The sequence below is a fragment of the Salegentibacter sp. BDJ18 genome (genome assembly GCF_017579965.1).
In the GTDB taxonomy this organism is placed as follows: domain Bacteria; phylum Bacteroidota; class Bacteroidia; order Flavobacteriales; family Flavobacteriaceae; genus Salegentibacter.
On sequence record NZ_JAFLQX010000010.1, the window covers coordinates 1 to 17,124 of the forward strand.

General features: G+C 38.5%; 9 protein-coding genes. All 9 read left to right on the top strand.

Translation table 11 applies throughout. The features are described from left to right. Window positions 1-302: transketolase C-terminal domain-containing protein (locus J0871_RS06625; protein WP_275952263.1), on the top strand; the 302-nt coding region annotated here is incomplete at its 5' end. Between the two features lie 1,054 nt (window positions 303-1,356). After that, entirely contained in the window at window positions 1,357-4,533 is a 3,177-nt protein-coding gene (locus J0871_RS06630) for a TonB-dependent receptor (RefSeq protein WP_208224338.1), read from the top strand. Between the two features lie 11 nt (window positions 4,534-4,544). After that, on the top strand, window positions 4,545-6,434 hold the full coding sequence (locus tag J0871_RS06635) for a RagB/SusD family nutrient uptake outer membrane protein (RefSeq protein WP_093303458.1): 1,890 nt from the start codon (window positions 4,545-4,547) through the stop codon (window positions 6,432-6,434). A gap of 31 nt (window positions 6,435-6,465) precedes the next feature. Further along, window positions 6,466-9,483 (top strand): SusC/RagA family TonB-linked outer membrane protein, encoded by a 3,018-nt coding sequence (locus tag J0871_RS06640; RefSeq protein WP_208224340.1) that lies wholly within the window; start codon window positions 6,466-6,468, stop codon window positions 9,481-9,483. A gap of 20 nt (window positions 9,484-9,503) precedes the next feature. Continuing rightward, the gene (locus J0871_RS06645; protein ID WP_208224342.1) at window positions 9,504-11,237 is read left to right on the top strand and encodes a RagB/SusD family nutrient uptake outer membrane protein; all 1,734 of its coding nucleotides are present in this window, start codon (window positions 9,504-9,506) and stop codon (window positions 11,235-11,237) included. A 25-nt stretch (window positions 11,238-11,262) separates the two neighbouring features. Continuing rightward, complete coding sequence (locus J0871_RS06650; protein WP_208224344.1) at window positions 11,263-12,294, top strand: DUF5627 domain-containing protein; 1,032 nt, start codon at window positions 11,263-11,265, stop codon at window positions 12,292-12,294. Between the two features lie 20 nt (window positions 12,295-12,314). After that, window positions 12,315-14,447 (top strand): endo-1,4-beta-xylanase, encoded by a 2,133-nt coding sequence (locus J0871_RS06655; RefSeq protein ID WP_208224346.1) that lies wholly within the window; start codon window positions 12,315-12,317, stop codon window positions 14,445-14,447. A gap of 10 nt (window positions 14,448-14,457) precedes the next feature. After that, entirely contained in the window at window positions 14,458-15,750 is a 1,293-nt protein-coding gene (locus J0871_RS06660) for a cellulase family glycosylhydrolase (protein WP_208224349.1), read from the top strand. Between the two features lie 217 nt (window positions 15,751-15,967). After that, window positions 15,968-17,122, top strand: coding sequence for an endo-1,4-beta-xylanase (locus J0871_RS06665; RefSeq protein WP_208224351.1), 1,155 nt, complete (start codon window positions 15,968-15,970; stop codon window positions 17,120-17,122). The last annotated feature ends 2 nt before the right edge of the window (window positions 17,123-17,124 follow it).

Below are 17,124 nucleotides of genomic sequence, written 5' to 3' on the forward strand. Positions count from 1 at the left end.
AAAAAGGAATTAGTGCTGATGTGATTAATATTCACACTATAAAACCTTTAGATGCAGAAGCCATAATCAAGTCGGTTAAGAAAACCGGATGTGTGGTAACTGCTGAAGAACATAACTTCCTTGGCGGACTTGGAGAAAGCGTTGCCCGCACTTTAGCCGAAAATAATCCGGCACCACAAGAGTTTGTGGCCACCCAGGATACTTTTGGAGAGAGCGGCACCCCGGAACAATTATTTGAAAAATACGGTTTAAATTCAGAGGCTATTTTAAAAGCAGCTGAAAAAGTAATTAAGAGGAAGTAGTTTCTTCCATATTTATCTTAAAAAAGCCAATGAATTAAATTTTCATTGGCTTTTTTTATGTTCAAATTCTAAAGTGAAAAGTAGGAAGCAGGCCTGGTACTTTTATTTCTTCAATCGTTCACCTAAATGCTTGCCTTATTAATTACCTTCAAAGTACATTTCACACCTAACAAATACTTCAATTTGTCTTCTGCCGGTATCCTTACCAAATCATCTTTTTTCGTTATCCTTAAGATAAAAATCCGGGTATTATTTTTTTTAAATCATCCCAAATAATCTTCATTTCTCCTTAACCAAATTTGAAAAATCGAAACCAATTTTATAGAAACACAAATTCTTGAAAATTGAGTTGAGAATTAGCGTTTTTTTGCTTCAAAATCATTTGAAAATCGAGGAATTTTAAACCAATTTTTGCCAGCTAAGCATTTATTTTTGTTTTAAGGCGACGTTTAAGTGTAAAATTAACATTTTTATATACTATAATCCTTTCCAAAATCACAATGCCTTGAGAGGTATAGGTTTTATAGGGTTTCAGGCCATTACGTTATCTTAAAATATGTCCTATTTTAACCCAATTTACATTGATTTTACCATTTTTTTTCTCGCATGTAACATACCGTAAAGTATTTGTAACACCACAATTCTTGATAAGCTGAATTAACGGATATATTTGGTTCAGATTTTTTAAGGAATAATTCACAATTAAGCTTTTTTGAAATGATCAAAACCTTAAAATAAGCTGAATTTTAATTCCAGGTTAACAAAACGAAACAATACTTCTTAAAACTATCTTAAATATCAAAAAGGAGTATTTATTCATTTTTAAACTATTTAATAACCCTTAAACGAAATAATAATAAGAGAATGACAAATTATTATCTAACGGAAACGAAGCTTCACAGAAATCATTTTCGGAATGAGGTTTTATTCTTCAGAAATGATCCCGGGAATGTCACTTTTTTTATTCCTAAAAACTAAAACGTTATCGAATATGAATAGCAAGCCAATTAAAATGCCTTTGAGCCATTTTAATAGAGTTTAAAACATTTTTAATATGAAAATAAATTTAATAAATCTTCCTTACCTAACTAGAACAATGGTTTTTGGACTATTGCTTCAACTTCTGTTTTTTCCTTCGGTTTATGCTAATGATAATAAGCCAAAAAGTGGAAGTGAACAACAAACAATTAGGGGAACGGTTACTTCATCTGAAGATAATCTTGGAATACCAGGGGTGAATATTCTTGTAAAGGAAGTTCCAAATCTCGGTGCTGTAACCGATATGGAAGGGAATTATACCATAGATGCTCCTGCCGATGCTACCCTGGTTTTTAGCTTTATAGGCTATAAAACCATAGAGAGAAAAGTTAATGACCAATCGGAAATTAACGTGATTATGGATCCAGACCAGGATGCGCTAGAAGAAGTGGTAATTGTTGGTTATGGAGAACAAAAAAGAGAGACCGTTGTAGCATCTATAGCAGAAGTTAGCGGTGATGTTCTGGAAAGAGCAGGTGGTGTGACGAACATTGGTGCAGCTTTAACCGGGAATGTACCCGGCGTTATTACCAGTGCCAGTACGGGTATGCCTGGAGAAGAAGATCCCAGAATTTTAATTCGGGGGCAAAGTACCTGGAACGACTCTTCCCCGCTTATTTTGGTAGACGGAGTGGAACGGCCAATGTCTAGTGTAGCAATAAGCTCGGTAGAATCAATTTCAGTTTTAAAAGATGCTTCTGCTACCGCTGTGTATGGAGTTAGGGGTGCAAACGGGGTGATTCTTGTAACTACCAAAAGAGGTGAAAAAGGAAAAGCTATAATAAGGGCAAGAGTAAACACTACAATGAAAAGGCCTTCTAAGCTGCCCGGTAAATACGACGCTTATGATGCTTTAAGGGTTCGTAATGAAGCCATTGAGAATGAACTTGGTTTAAACCCAAGCGCCTGGAACGATTATATGCCATTAGATATTATTGACAAATATAGAAATCCGGCAGACCAGGCAGAAAGAGAGCGATATCCAAATGTTGATTGGGCAAATACTCTTTTTCGTGATTACACGATGTCTTATAACGCAAACGTAAATGTAAGTGGAGGAACCGATTTTGTAAAGTACTTCACGACTGCAGATTTCCTTAGAGAAGGAGATTTAATGAAGCAATATGATAATAACAGGGGGTATGAACCTGGATATGGATTTAACAGATTAAACGTAAGAGGTAATCTCGATTTTCAGATTACCCCTACCACTTTGTTCCAGGTAAACCTGGCCGGCTCACATGGCGTAAAGAAAAGCCCGTGGGGAGCTACCGGAGATGAATATAGTATGTGGGTAGCAGCTTATAGTACTGCCCCAGATGTTTTTCTTCCAAGATATTCAGATGGAGCCTGGGGATATTATGCGCCCAATGAAGGTGCGGCTACCAATTCAGTTAGAGTTTTGGGTATAAGCGGAATTCAGTATATGACTACCACTCGCTTAACTACGAATTTCACCCTGGATCAGGATCTTGATATGATTTTAGAGGGACTAAATTTTAACGGTACCATCGCATTAGATAACACTTTTGTGGAAGCCGATCGTGGAATTAATGATTTATACAATGATGCGCAGGAAAAATGGATAGACCCTGAAACCGGCACCGAGCTATACCAGCAGGCCTACGACCCAAATAGCCGTTTTGATTTTCAGGAAGGTGTAAAATGGTCTACCAGCCCAGGGGCTGTTCAGGATTGGTCTTCACATAGAAAACTTTTCTACCAGTTACAACTTAGATATGCCAGGAATTTTGATGGGCGTCACGATGTTTCTGTAATGGGACTTATGAATAGAAATGAAAATGCTACCGGAAGCCAAATACCTCGTTATAGAGAAGATTGGGTTTTTAGAACTACTTATACCTTAGACAATAAGTACACTTTTGAATATAATGGTGCTTATAACGGTTCTGAGAAATTTAGTCCTGAAAACCGATTTGCTTTCTTTTCTTCAGGAGGTGTGGGATGGATTTTATCACGGGAAAATTTCTTTGATTTTGCTTCATTCTTAGATATGCTTAAGTTAAGAGCTAATTACGGTGAAATTGGAGACGATAACGTAGCCGGAAGATTTCTATACATGACGCAGTGGGGCTACAATGGGCAGGCAAGAATGGGTGTAACCGGAGAAGCCGCAGAGCAAAGTCCGTACACCTGGTATTTAGAAGAATCTGTAGGAAATCCAGATGTTTCCTGGGAGAAGGTAAAGAAAACGAATATTGGAGTCGATTTTGGATTCTTTGATGGATTCATTCAAGGTAGCTTCGATTATTTTATAGATGAAAGAACCGATATTTTAATTAATGGAGGCGATAGGGCGATACCTTCTTATTTTGGTACCGAAGCACCGGTTGCAAACCTTGGACACGTAAAAAATGAAGGTTATGAATTTGATCTTGATTTAAGCTATAGGTTTGAAAATGGTTTGAGATTATGGTCAAATATTAATATGACGCACTCTCAAAATGAAGTAATAGATGCCGATGATCCATCATTATTACCCGCTTATCAGCAAAATGCAGGTTTACAAATTGGGCAGGCATATTCTCATGTTACACCTGGTTATTACAATACCTGGGATGATCTCTATGCAAGTACCATTCATAATGCAAACGATAACCAGAAATTACCCGGAAACTATCATATTATAGATTTTAATGGAGATGGAGTAATAGATGCTTATGATAATATTCCATTTGGGTTTACCGGGAATCCTCAAAACACTTATAACGCTACCATTGGATTTGACTGGAAAGGCTTTAGTAGTTATGTACAGTTTTACGGAGTAAACAATGTAACCCGACAGGTAGTTTTAGGAAGTTTAAGTAGCCAAAATCACGTGGTTTATGAAGAAGGAAGTTACTGGTCTAAAGATAACTTTAATGCAGATTCACCGGTGCCAAGATGGCTTACCACGCCAAGTGAATATAACGCTGCCAACAGGTATATGTTTGATGGTTCTTACCTAAGACTTAAAAATGCCGAAATAGCCTATACTTTCGATGCCGGCTCTAGTTTAGTAGATAGATTGGGAGTAAAAAACCTAAGGGTTTTCTTAAATGGAAACAACCTCTTCTTATGGTCTGATATGCCAGATGACAGGGAATCGAATTTTGCCGGAACGGGATGGGCATCCCAGGGAGCTTACCCAACCGTAAGCAGATACAACTTAGGGGTAAATATTACTTTTTAAAATAGCTTGTTATGAAAAATTATATAAAAAACATTATAAAATTTAGTCTGGCAATATTTGCTTTAGTTTTCATATCATCTTGTGAAGATTACTTAGACAGGGAAGATGAATCTATAGTTTCTGAAGAGGAAGCCTTTAAAAATTTCACCAATTTTCAAGGGTTTACGGAAGAATTATATCACTGTATCCCAGATTTCACCAATGCCTACTGGACCAACTCCTGGAATTGGGGAGATGATGAGATTGAGTCCACCGCGCGAGATTTTCACTTTATCAATAAAATTGAAAATGGAAACTTTTGGGGCTGGCAGTCAGAATTTGATGGATGGCAAGCCGGCTGGATGGATAGAAACAATACTAGTACAGATGATGACCGATTTTCAAAATCCCTATGGCAATTAGGATGGTATGGAATTAGAAAAGCCAATTTAGGTCTTGCTAATATGGACCGTCTTACAGATGCCACTCAGGAAGAAAAAGATTTAATAAGAGGGCAGTTATTGTTCTTTAGAGGATGGTTTCATTTCCAATTCATCCAATATTTTGGAGGATTACCATATATAAATGAAGTTTTACCAAGTGATGAACAACTTCAATTACCACGTTTAAGTTATCACGAAGCTGCAGATCTTGCCGCACAGGATTTTCGTGCTGCTGCCGATTTATTACCTACAGATTGGGACGAAACAGATGCTGGAAGCGCAACATTAGGGAAAAACCAATTGCGTATTAATAAAATAATGGCGCTTGGTTATTTAGGGAAGAATTATTTATGGGCGGCAAGTCCCCTAATGAATCAGGAGTCTACAGGGAACGCTGTTTACAATACTTCTTATGCTCAAAAAGCTGCTGAAGCTTTCGCAGAATTACTTACTCTAACAGAATCTGGAGAAGCAGATTATTCTTTAGTACCATTTTCAGATTATCATTTAAACTTTTATACAACCGGGCAAAACTGGCAAATACCAGGTAGTACCGAGGCTATTTTTAGAGGACCTTATTTTGGTGCGCATGGATCTACTTATGGTACAGCAAAACAATATCAGCCTTCTCCCATTTTAACCGATGGGGATGTGAAATTTCTGCCTACTGCAAACTATGTAGATTTTTATGGAATGGCCAATGGGATGCCAATTGAAGATATTACGCAACCCGATCCAGAATCTGGTTATGATCCCGAATATCCGTGGAAAGATCGTGATCCAAGATTTTATAATGATATTGTTTATGATGGTGTTCGTACCGTTCAGGGTTCTATGCCAGCAGATGAGGAATATAACCGTTATGCCAATCTATTTACCGGCGGAAGTTATAGAAATATAAGAACGGGTAGTAGAACCGGCTATATGCTTTACAAGTTTATCCCAATAACAGCGAATAAATATGATGAAGGTTATGGGTATGGGAACAGTTTAAATATTCATTTACCCTGGATGCGACTCTCAGATGTATACCTAATGTATGCTGAAGCAGCTGCCCAGGCTTATGGCTCACCTACAGGACAGGTTTCAGGCTATAGTAAAACAGCGGTAGACGCTATTAATTTTGTAAGAGATAGAGCCGGTGTTGGTCACGTGGCAGATGAATTTTTAGGATCTCTGGATGCTTTTATGAGTGAAGTGCGCCGGGAGCGTGCAGTAGAGTTAGCTTTTGAAAGACACAGGTTTAATGATCTAAGACGTTGGTTGTTGTTAACCGAAAGTCCATATACTTTAAAGAAATCTGTAGAATTTGACCGGGCCGGAGAACTTAATACCGATGATCCTTCACAAAACCGGGTTCTAAACTTAAGGGAAGAAGTTATTCTGGAAAGAAACTTTAGTAGCAAACATTACTGGCTGCCTTTAAAAAATGTGGATGTAAATATGTATTTAGAATTTAGTCAGAATCCTGGCTGGTAACCGCATTGTGTTCAATTTAAACATAGAGAGAATGAATATTATAAAATTTAAAGTAGTTTTTTGTGCACTATTTGCCTTGATGCCTTTTATAGGGGTCGCACAAACATCTGAAGATATTGATGTTGAAGCCATCGTTAGAGGTAAAGAAGGAAAGCCGTTAGTGGGTGCTACCGTAACGACAGAGGCTGGCAACACCGTGGTTACAGACTCTATTGGGAGTTTTTCGCTCTCAACCGGCTTGTATTCCACTTTGGCCGTAGCAGCTCTCGAGTACAAACCTACAACAGTAATTGTAACTCCATTTGTGGATAATATAAGTCTTGAGCCTGCAGAAGGTTATGAAGATGTAAATGTTGCATTTCGTAAAGTAGAGAAGAGAAATCTAATAAGTGGAGTTTCTTTTGTGGATCTGGATGAATTAATGGAGAAGAATTACAATACCAGTACCCTGGAAAATATGGAAGGATTTGCCAATGGTTTCCACGGAAATATTTGGGGAATGGACGAGTATTTAGTGCTTATAGATGGAGTGCCAAGAGATGCCGGAAGTATAATGCCTACAGAAATAGATCAAATTAGTTTCTTAAAAGGAGTTTCAGCAGTGGCGCTCTATGGAAGTCGTGCTGCTAAAGGTGTTGTTCAAATTACTACAAAAAGAGGAAAAATTCAGAAGCAGGAAATTGATGTTAGGATAAATGCAGGAATGTTTGTTCCAAAAAGTTATCCAAAATATCTTGGCTCTGCAGAATATATGACCCTTTATAATGAAGCAAGGGCAAATGATGGTTTGAGTCAGCGGTTTGATGATGAAACTATCTACCAACATGCAGCCGGGGACAACCCATACAGGTATCCCGATGTAAACTATTATTCTTCAGATTATTTACAGGAAACCTATAACAGGTATGATGCTACCGCCCAGATTTCTGGCGGAAATGAAACCGCTCAATATTATACAAATCTTGGTTTTTATTCAGCAGGTTCACTACTAAATTTCGGTGAAGCTGAAAATAACAGAACCCAGCGGTTTAATATTCGTGGTAATGTAGATATTGATATAACTGAAACTCTATATGCTACCGTAAACGCATCAGCTGTTTATTATAACGGTTGGGGTGTGAATACAGATTATTGGGCAGGTGCGGCCAATTTAAGGCCAAACCGATTTTCGCCGTTAATTCCAACAAGTATGATTGAGGAAAGCGATGAGAATTCTCTGCAGTATGTTAACAATAGTAGTAACCTTATAGATGGTCAATATCTTTTAGGGGGTACGCAGCTTGACCAAACCAATCCTTTTGCTGCAATTTATGCGGGTGGAAGTAATAATTATACTAGTAGACAATTTCAGTTTAATACAGGTATTGGAGCAGATTTAGGAAATCTCCTGGAAGGCTTGAGTTTTCATTCAAACTTTGGAGTAGATTATTCTACTTCTTACAACCAATCATATAACAATGAATACGCAGTATACGAGCCTAGCTGGACTAATTATGATGGGGATGATTTAATTGCAAGTTTAACCCAGTATGGGCAGGATGCCAGATCTGGTGTGCAAAATATAAGCGATAGCTGGTATAGACAAACAATTTCTTTTTCAGGGCAATTTAATTATGAGACTAAAATAGAAGAAGATCATAACGTTTCAGCAATGCTTATTGCCAATGGATTTCAGCAATCTATTTCAGAAGAATATCACCGAACCAGTAATGCTAATTTAGGGTTGTACCTGGGTTACGATTATTTAGACAAGTATTTTGTTAATTTTAGTGGAGCGCTGGTACATTCAGCAAAATTACCTGAAGGAAACCGTCAGGCTTTTTCACCAACCTTTACGTTAGGATGGCGTTTAAGCGAAGAGAATTTTCTTCAAAATTCAACGGTATTTGATGAGTTAAAACTTACCGCTTCCGCAGGTATTTTACATACCGATATTGATATACAGGATTACTATTTATATGAAAGTATTTACACCCAAACCGATGGTGCCTGGTTTAACTGGAGAGATGGTGCTCTAAGCCGCTCTACAGATTCCAGAAGAGGCCAGAATGATGACCTAACTTTTTCTAAAAGAGAAGAAATAAATTTAGGGGTTGAAGCTTCGTTATTTGATAATCTTTTCCAAATTCAGGGTTCTGTTTTTGCCAATAGAATGACGGGTGGTATAGTACAGGCATCTGTATTATATCCTAATTATTTTGAAACCGGATGGCCAAACTCTTCATTTATCCCTTATGTGAATTATAACGATGATGAACGTGTAGGGTTTGATTTTAGAGCAGATTGGAATCAGCAATTTGGAGAATTGAAAACTACGCTTGGAGTTGTTGGTACTTATTATGATACCAAGGCCACCAAACGAGCTGAAATGTATGAAGATGAATACCAATCCAGGGAAGGAAATCCTTTAGATGGTATTTGGGGTCTGGAAAGCGACGGACTGTTTGCAAGTGCTGAAGAAATTGCGAATTCACCTTCGCAAAGTTATGGGCAGGTTGCCCCGGGAGATATTAAATATATAGACCAGAATGGTGACGGCGTAATAGATAACCAGGATGAAGTTTATCTTGGCAAAGCTGGCTGGTTTGGCTCCCCGCTAACTTTAGGTGTGAATTTCACAGCTGAATGGAAAGATTTCACCTTTTTCGCTCTTGGAATTGGAAGATTTGGAGCTCACGGTATGAAAAATAGTTCTTATTTCTGGATGGATGGTGAAGATAAATATTCAATTGTAGCTCGGGATCGTTGGACGCCGGAGACAAGTGAAACTGCAACTTATCCAAGATTAACTACCACTAATAGTAATAATAACTTTAGAAATTCAGATTTCTGGCTTTATAGTACAGATCGTTTTGACCTGGCAAAAGTTCAAATCTCCTATAATCTACCAAAAGAATTATTTGCCCAATCATTTGTGCAGGAATTAGGGGTATATGTAAATGGAGCTAATTTACTAACTGTATCCCCTGAACGTGAGATTTTAGAGTTAAATGTAGGAAGTGCACCCCAGAACAGATTTTATAACCTGGGCGTAAAAGCAATATTTTAAAAATTTAAATATAAAAGGAAATGAAAAGTAAATTACTACTTCTTTTATTAATGGTCTTTACAATTACAAGTTGTGACGATCTTATAGAACCTGCCATAGAGAATAATAGAGGCCTGGAAGATATGTATGCTGAGGCCGAATATGCTCAGGGTATTCTACTTAACGCTTATACCAGGCTACCAAATAATGGTTATTCTTTTAGTGAGGTAGCAACAGATGATGCCGTTAGTAACGTAAACAATAATCCTTACCGTGAAATTGCTACCGGGCAATGGACAGCTCAAAATAATCCTTTTGACCAGTGGCAAAATGCAAGGGCAGCTATCCAGTATATCAATATCTTTCTTGCCGAGACTGATAAAGTAACCTGGTCTGAAGATGAAGAAATAAGCTCCCTTTTTAACGACAGGCTTAAAGGTGAAGCCTATGGCCTTAGAGCGTTATATATGTATTATCTCTTACGTCAACATGCGGGTTGGGCTAATGGAGAGCTATTAGGGGTTCCAATCTTATTAGAACCTGAAGAAACCGGCTCAGATTTTAATCAGCCAAGGGCAACTTTTGAAGAGTGCATGCAACAGTTATATGCAGATGTAGAACAGGCTGAAGCTTTACTTCCTTTAGATTATGAAACGCTTTCAAGTTTACCTGAAGGGTATTCAGATTTAGGAGATTATAACAGGGTTTTTGGTGAATATGCCAAACAAAGAATGACCGGTAGAATTGCCAAAACTGTAAGGGCACAGGCGGCTTTACTTGCTGCAAGCCCTGCTTATGCCGATGGAAATACTACTACCTGGGCCGATGTAGCCAATTATGCCGGGGAGGTATTGGCAGAAAATGGAGGAGCAAGTGGTATTGCAGCAAATGGTCATACCTGGTACAAAAATGCTTCGCAAATAAGTGGAATTGGAGGGGGAAATAACCCGCCGGAAATTATTTGGAGAACCGATGTGGTAGAAACCAGTGATTTAGAACAGCAACATTTTCCACCAACTTTATTTGGTGACGGACAACTAAATCCAACTCAAAACCTTGTGAATTCATTTCCCATGGCCAATGGTTATCCTATTACAGATCCGGCTAGTGGGTTTGATCCCGCTAATCCTTACGAAAACAGGGATCCAAGGTTAGATCATTACATTGTGGTAAATCAAAGTACCGCAGGACCAGGTAATTCAACCATTGTAACCGCTGCTGACGGAAGTACCAATGATGCTTTAAATGCCGTAGAGACTTCAACCAGAACAGGTTATTATTTAAAGAAATTGCTAAGGCAGGATGTGAATTTAGATCCTGTAACCAGCAATACTCAACAGCATTATACCGCCAGGATGAGGTATACCGAATTATACCTTATTTACGCAGAAGCTGCTAACGAAGCCTGGGGGCCACAAGGAACAGGACCTTTTGGGTTTTCTGCTTACGATATTATTGCTGGCTTAAGGGAGCGCGCTGGTATAACGCAGCCAGATGCATATTTAGAGTCAATTAGCTCAGATCAAAATGCAATGCGAGAATTAATAAGAAATGAACGCAGATTAGAACTAAGTTTTGAAGGTTTCCGGTTTTGGGATATCCGTCGTTGGGGTGATGATTTAAATGTTCCGGCCAGAGGAGTAAGTATTCTTGACGGGAATCATCAAACAATAACTGTTGAAGACAGGATTTATGAAGAATATATGCGATATGGTCCAATCCCTTTTAGCGAAGTTTTAAAATACGATGCAATTATCCAAAACCAGGGCTGGTAGTTAGTTTAATTATAAAGAACAGAAAATGAAAAATAAAATATATTTAATCGCTTTAATTATTCTTTCAGGCTTTACTTCATGTGAGAATGATAAATGGGAATTTGACGACTATGAATACCAAACCGTTTATTTTGCTTACCAGTACCCGGTAAGGACAATTACACTGGGAGAAGATATTTTTGATACTTCTCTGGATAATGAAGGTAAAGCGAGAATAATGGCTACTACCGGTGGAACTTACGATAATGATCAGGACGTTTTTATAGATTTTGAGGTAGATAATTCTTTAACGGAAGGTCTTGTATTTGATGATAGCGGCCAACCTGTTCAGGCAATGCCCGAAAATTATTATACACTGGAATCTAATGAAATCAGGATTCCGCAAGGTGAACTAACCGGTGGAGTTGAGCTTCAGCTAAGCGATGCATTTTTTGCCGATAGTCTTGCTATTGGAAGAAATTATGTAATTCCACTTCAAATGACCAATGTTGTAAGCGCAGATTCCATTCTTAGGGGAATACCACAGGTTACAAATCCACGTAAACCCGTTGCAGAAGATTGGGATGTTTTGCCTAAAGATTTCATTCTTTATGCCGTAAAATATGTGAATCCGTGGCATGGTTATTATTTACGCCGTGGGGTAGATGAAATTGAAGGAACTACCGGTAACGAGAATCTTGACGATACTGTAATAAGAGAAGAAGAGTACGTAGTAGACGATCAGGTAGTAGCCCTCACAACCCGCTCTTTAAATGAAGTAGAGTTAGATTTGGTTTTTCAAAACAGCGAAGGTTATGCTGTAAACTGCACCTTAATTTTAAGCTTTGACGATTCTGGTAACTGTACAGTAAGAGCTGCATCAGATGAGTATACGGCAAGTGGTAACGGCCAGTTTGTAAAAGATGGCGAACAAAACAGTTGGGGCGGAAAAGATCGTGATGCTCTTTACCTGGATTACGAAGTTAACCTTGAAGAAATTAATGTGAGTACAACAGATACGCTTGTACTTAGAGATCGTGGGGTACGTATGGAAACATTTTCTCCCATAATAGAATAAAATAAAAAAATAAATCGATTATGAAATATTTAAATCGTTTTCTTGTTTGTAGTGGCTTATTGGCTTCATTATTTTCCTGTGCCGATCCAGATCCATTAGCATTTGAAGTAGAAAAACCTGAAGGCCTCGAGGCACAGGAAGATATTAATTCTTATGCACCTCTTAAGAGCTATAAAGATAGTACCTCAAATTTCACCTTAGGTGGGGCTGTTTCTATTTCAGATTATATTAATAAAGGAGTAATGTACAGGCTTATTAATAAAAATTTTGATGAGCTTACCGTAGGTTATGGAATGAAGCATGGTGCCATCGTGCAAAATGATGGTTCTATGAATTTTGCTCAGGTAAATGAACTTATAGCTGCGGCACAACAAGCAGGAACTTCTATATACGGGCATACGCTTACCTGGCACGCTAATCAAAATGCCGAATACCTGAACAGCACAATTGCGCCAACAGTAATAGGTGGCGGACCAAGCTGGGATGAGATTGCCGGTGCTGACTTTGAAACGGATGAAGCAGCAAACTATGAGACTAACGAAGATGATAGTATGTCTTTTACGGCTGCCGGAGAAGGTGCAGACGGTGAGGGCAGGGCATTAGCGGTGACCAATGGAGAAGTTCGGGAAAACGATTGGGAAAGCCAGTTCTTTTTTAAGTTTTCTCCGCCTATGGAAGTAGGGGAAGAATACGAACTTACTATGGATGTTCGCTCAGATGCTGATGCCTCTTTTGCTACCCAGGCTCATATTCAACCTGGAGAGTATAAACACTGGGATTTTTTTGGTGCTATTCCCGCCTCTGCTGAATGGACTACTTTTACCAAAAGAATTATTGTTTCTGAAGAAATGGCAGGCTCAAGTACTATTGCTTTTAATCTCGGCAATGTGGCCACTACTTATTATTTTGATAATATAAGCCTGAAAAAATATAACGAGGAAGGCAGTGGTGGCGGTCCCGCACTGGATCCAAGTGTAATTACCAATTCTGATTTTGAAACTGGCACCGATGGCTGGGCTGGCTGGGGAAATGGCTCTACCATGGAGCGCTCCGCAGAAGGTGAGGGCTATGGAGATACAGGTTATGCTTTTACCTTTACGAATCCTTCAGCTACGAATTTTTGGGAGGCACAGATTGCCTATGATTTACCTACATTGGAAATGGGGGGATCTTATGTATTGAATTTTAAAGTAAAGGCAAATACTGCGGGTACTCTTCGTGCCGAGCTACAATCGCCATCTGATTATTCAAGTGATGGGCTTGGCTCATTTAACGTATCAGAAGACTGGGAGGAATATACTTTGGAGACGACGATAACCAAAGAAGATCGTGAGCGATTAGTTATTAGCTATGGTGACTTTGCAGGGACGGTATATATTGATGACGTAACGCTTTCGCGTGTAAACCCCAATGCCGGTGGTGTTATAGAGAAAACACCTGAAGAAAAAGAGGAGATCATTGGTGGCGAAATGGAAAGATGGATTACGGGCATGATGGAAGTTTCCAAAGACTATGTAGATGCCTGGGATGTTGTTAACGAACCTATGGATGATGGAAATCCATACGAATTAAAAAGTGGAGCGACCGATTCTGATATCACCAGTGACGAATTTTACTGGCAGGATTACCTGGGTAAAGATTATGCGGTTAAAGCCTTTAAACTGGCCAGGGAGTATGGTAGCCCCGAAGATCTCCTTTTTATAAACGATTATAACCTTGAATATAACTTAGATAAGACCCGGGGACTCATTGAATATGTAGAATACATAGAAAGCCAGGGTGCTACTGTAGATGGTATTGGGACTCAAATGCATATAAGTATAGATTCCGATAAAAATAATATTGCTCAAATGTTTCAACTTCTTGCTGAAACAGGTAAACTCATAAAAGTTTCAGAACTGGACGTAAGAACAAATGTCTCTGAACCTACAGATGAAGTTTTACAACAGCAAGCCGATATGTATAGCTATGTAGTTGAAGCTTATAAAGAACATGTACCTCAGGCGCAAAGATATGGCATTACTGTTTGGGGTGTTACCGATAGTCCTGAAGATGCAAACTGGTTGCCCGGTGAATTCCAGGGTTTGTGGGATGTTAACTTAAACAGGAAACCTGCTTATAAGAGTTTCGCTGAAGCTTTGGAAGAATTATAAAACAAAATGAATGCCGGTTAGTAAGGTTCTTAACAGAGTAGCAATTCTTATGATTTTATTCCTGGTATTACCAGGATGTTCAGCCGATGATAATTTCTTGCCGGAAAAAGAAACCGAGGAGCAAGATTCTATTGAAGATGCTGATGAAATAGAAGAAGATGAACCTTCTAAAGATATAGAATGGCCTTTAAATACATATAAATTGAGTGTTGATGGAAGGTATTTGAAAAATACCTGTGGAGAAGAAGTTTTGCTTCACGGGGTGGCCATGACTCCAAATCCGTGGTTTAACGGGGGCCATGTAGGTGAATGGCGATGGAATAATTATGATGTACAGGGAGCATTAAATTATAATAAATCGGTTATGAATAAACTAACTAATAAAGATGACGACGGCTGGTATTTAAATATGGTACGGCTACACATAGATCCTTATTGGTCAAATAATCCCGGGGCCGAGGTAGATGGAGAAAAAGATATTTCAGAATTTAATTTTGATCGTTTTGTAAATGCGGTAGATGAAGTAATACTTCCTCTTATTGAGCATGCGAAGTCAAGAGGAATGTATGTTATCCTTAGACCACCGGGAGTATGCCCCGAAAGGATAGATGTTGATGATGAATATCATGAATATCTTAAAACTGTATGGGACTATTTATCGAAGCATGAAGCCTTAAAAAATTCTGAACATGTTATGTTCGAATTAGCCAATGAACCAATTCATATTTTAGGCACTAATGGGGAATGGGGTAGTAATACCCAGCCCCATTTCGATAAATTAAAAATGTTTTTTCAGCCTTTAGTAGATATGATTCGTAATAATGGGTTTGAAAATGTGATTTGGATTCCCGGGTCCGGTTATCAATCGCATTATAAGGGATATGCAAATAATCCTATTGAAGATGACAATATTGGATATGCGGTACATATTTATCCCGGTTATTGGGGAGAGGACAATAATGATCCGGTAACTTTTAAAAGTAATTGGGCAGAGAATATCAAGCCGGTTGCAGATATTGCCCCCATTGCAGTTACTGAAATAGATTGGGCTCCCCAAGGTTATAATGCCTGGGGCGAAGGTGGTGTTACCGGCGAGGCCGGCTCCTGGGGATTTGGAGCAAATTTTAAAGCTCTTGCCGACGAGAGCGGGAATGTAAGTTGGAATTTACTGGCTCCTGAGAACTTAATTCATCGGGGAGACCCGAATGCTGGTATAGCCTATGATAATAATCCTGAAGCCTGTGCTAATGCTGTATATAAATGGTTTGGGGAATATGCTGAAGAAAAAAAGGAATGTGAATAAAAATCAATTAGAAATAATAGCGTTGCTATCCGTTTAAATTTAATCATGTGTGAGTTTTACTGAATAGTTCTCCTAACTCAAAAAAGTCTGGATACCGGTTGGATTAGCAACGCTTACCCGGTATGAATTAGCCTTTTTTAGAAGTTAGGGGAACTTTTTTATAAAGAAATTGTAAATTATTATAAACTTTCTTCCTGGAATTTTAAAATCAACTGCTATGTACAAAAGAAAAAAATTGTCTATTTTTATATTATTGTTAAGTGTGTTTTTTACATTTTACAGCTGTAATTCTAATAAAAAATCAGTTGATAATAGCGAGGTATCCAAAGCGAGTTTAAAAAATGCTCTCGCGAATAATTTTCATATTGGAACCACTCTCAATGCCTGGCAAATTATGGGAAGGCAGCCTGAAGAACTTAAAGTGGCAACAGAGAATTTCAATTCTATTGTTGCCGAAAATATTATGAAAAGTGCACGAATTCAACCGAAAGAAGGAGAGTTCAATTTTGAACTTGCCGATGAATTTGTGAAGATAGGCGAAGAAAATAATATGCATATCCACGGGCACACCTTGATATGGCATTCCCAGGCTCCCGACTGGTTTTTTGTCGATAAAGATGGAAATACGGTATCTAAAGAAATGCTTACCCAAAGAATGAAAGATCATATTCATACCGTTGTGGGCAGGTATAAAGGCAGAATTCATTCCTGGGATGTGGTTAATGAGGCTATAGAAGACGACGGAAATTATAGAAATAGCAAGTTCTATCAAATTTTAGGTGAAGATTTTATAAAACTGGCCTTTGAATTTGCCCACGAAGCCGATCCCGAAGCCCAGCTTTATTACAATGATTATTCTATGGCAGTGCCAGGAAAGCGTGCCGGGGTAGTGAGAATGGTAGAAAAGCTTCAAAAGGAAGGAATTACTGTTCACGGAATAGGAATGCAGGGACATATTGGATTAAACCATCCCGATATTCGTGAATTTGAAAAAAGCCTGGAAGCATATGGAAACCTTGGGAAAGTGATGATCACTGAATTAGATCTTAGTGTTTTACCTTCCCCCTGGGGCGATGCCGGTGCAGAAATCTCAGATAATTATGAGTATGAAGATAAAATGAATCCATTTCCTAAGGGTCTGCCAGCCGATGTTGAGCAGCAATTCACCAGGAGATATGTAGAATTTTTTGAGCTTTTCCTGAAGCATCAGGATAAGATCTCAAGAGTTGCGCTTTGGGGAGTAAACGATGGAAATTCCTGGAAAAACAATTGGCCGGTGAGGGGAAGAACCGATTATCCGTTGCTATTCAATCGAGATAATAATGCAAAACCGGTTGTGAAAGAACTTATAGATCTGGCTGCAGCAAAATAACC

Excerpts from the sequence above, each read along its gene's own strand:
- J0871_RS06630 (WP_208224338.1), top strand. The coding sequence starts at position 1,357 with ATGAAAATAAATTTAATAAATCTTCCTTACCTAACTAGAACAATGGTT.
- J0871_RS06635 (WP_093303458.1), top strand. The coding sequence starts at position 4,545 with ATGAAAAATTATATAAAAAACATTATAAAATTTAGTCTGGCAATATTT.
- J0871_RS06640 (WP_208224340.1), top strand. The coding sequence starts at position 6,466 with ATGAATATTATAAAATTTAAAGTAGTTTTTTGTGCACTATTTGCCTTG.
- J0871_RS06645 (WP_208224342.1), top strand. The coding sequence starts at position 9,504 with ATGAAAAGTAAATTACTACTTCTTTTATTAATGGTCTTTACAATTACA.
- J0871_RS06650 (WP_208224344.1), top strand. The coding sequence starts at position 11,263 with ATGAAAAATAAAATATATTTAATCGCTTTAATTATTCTTTCAGGCTTT.
- J0871_RS06655 (WP_208224346.1), top strand. The coding sequence starts at position 12,315 with ATGAAATATTTAAATCGTTTTCTTGTTTGTAGTGGCTTATTGGCTTCA.
- J0871_RS06660 (WP_208224349.1), top strand. The coding sequence starts at position 14,458 with ATGCCGGTTAGTAAGGTTCTTAACAGAGTAGCAATTCTTATGATTTTA.
- J0871_RS06665 (WP_208224351.1), top strand. The coding sequence starts at position 15,968 with ATGTACAAAAGAAAAAAATTGTCTATTTTTATATTATTGTTAAGTGTG.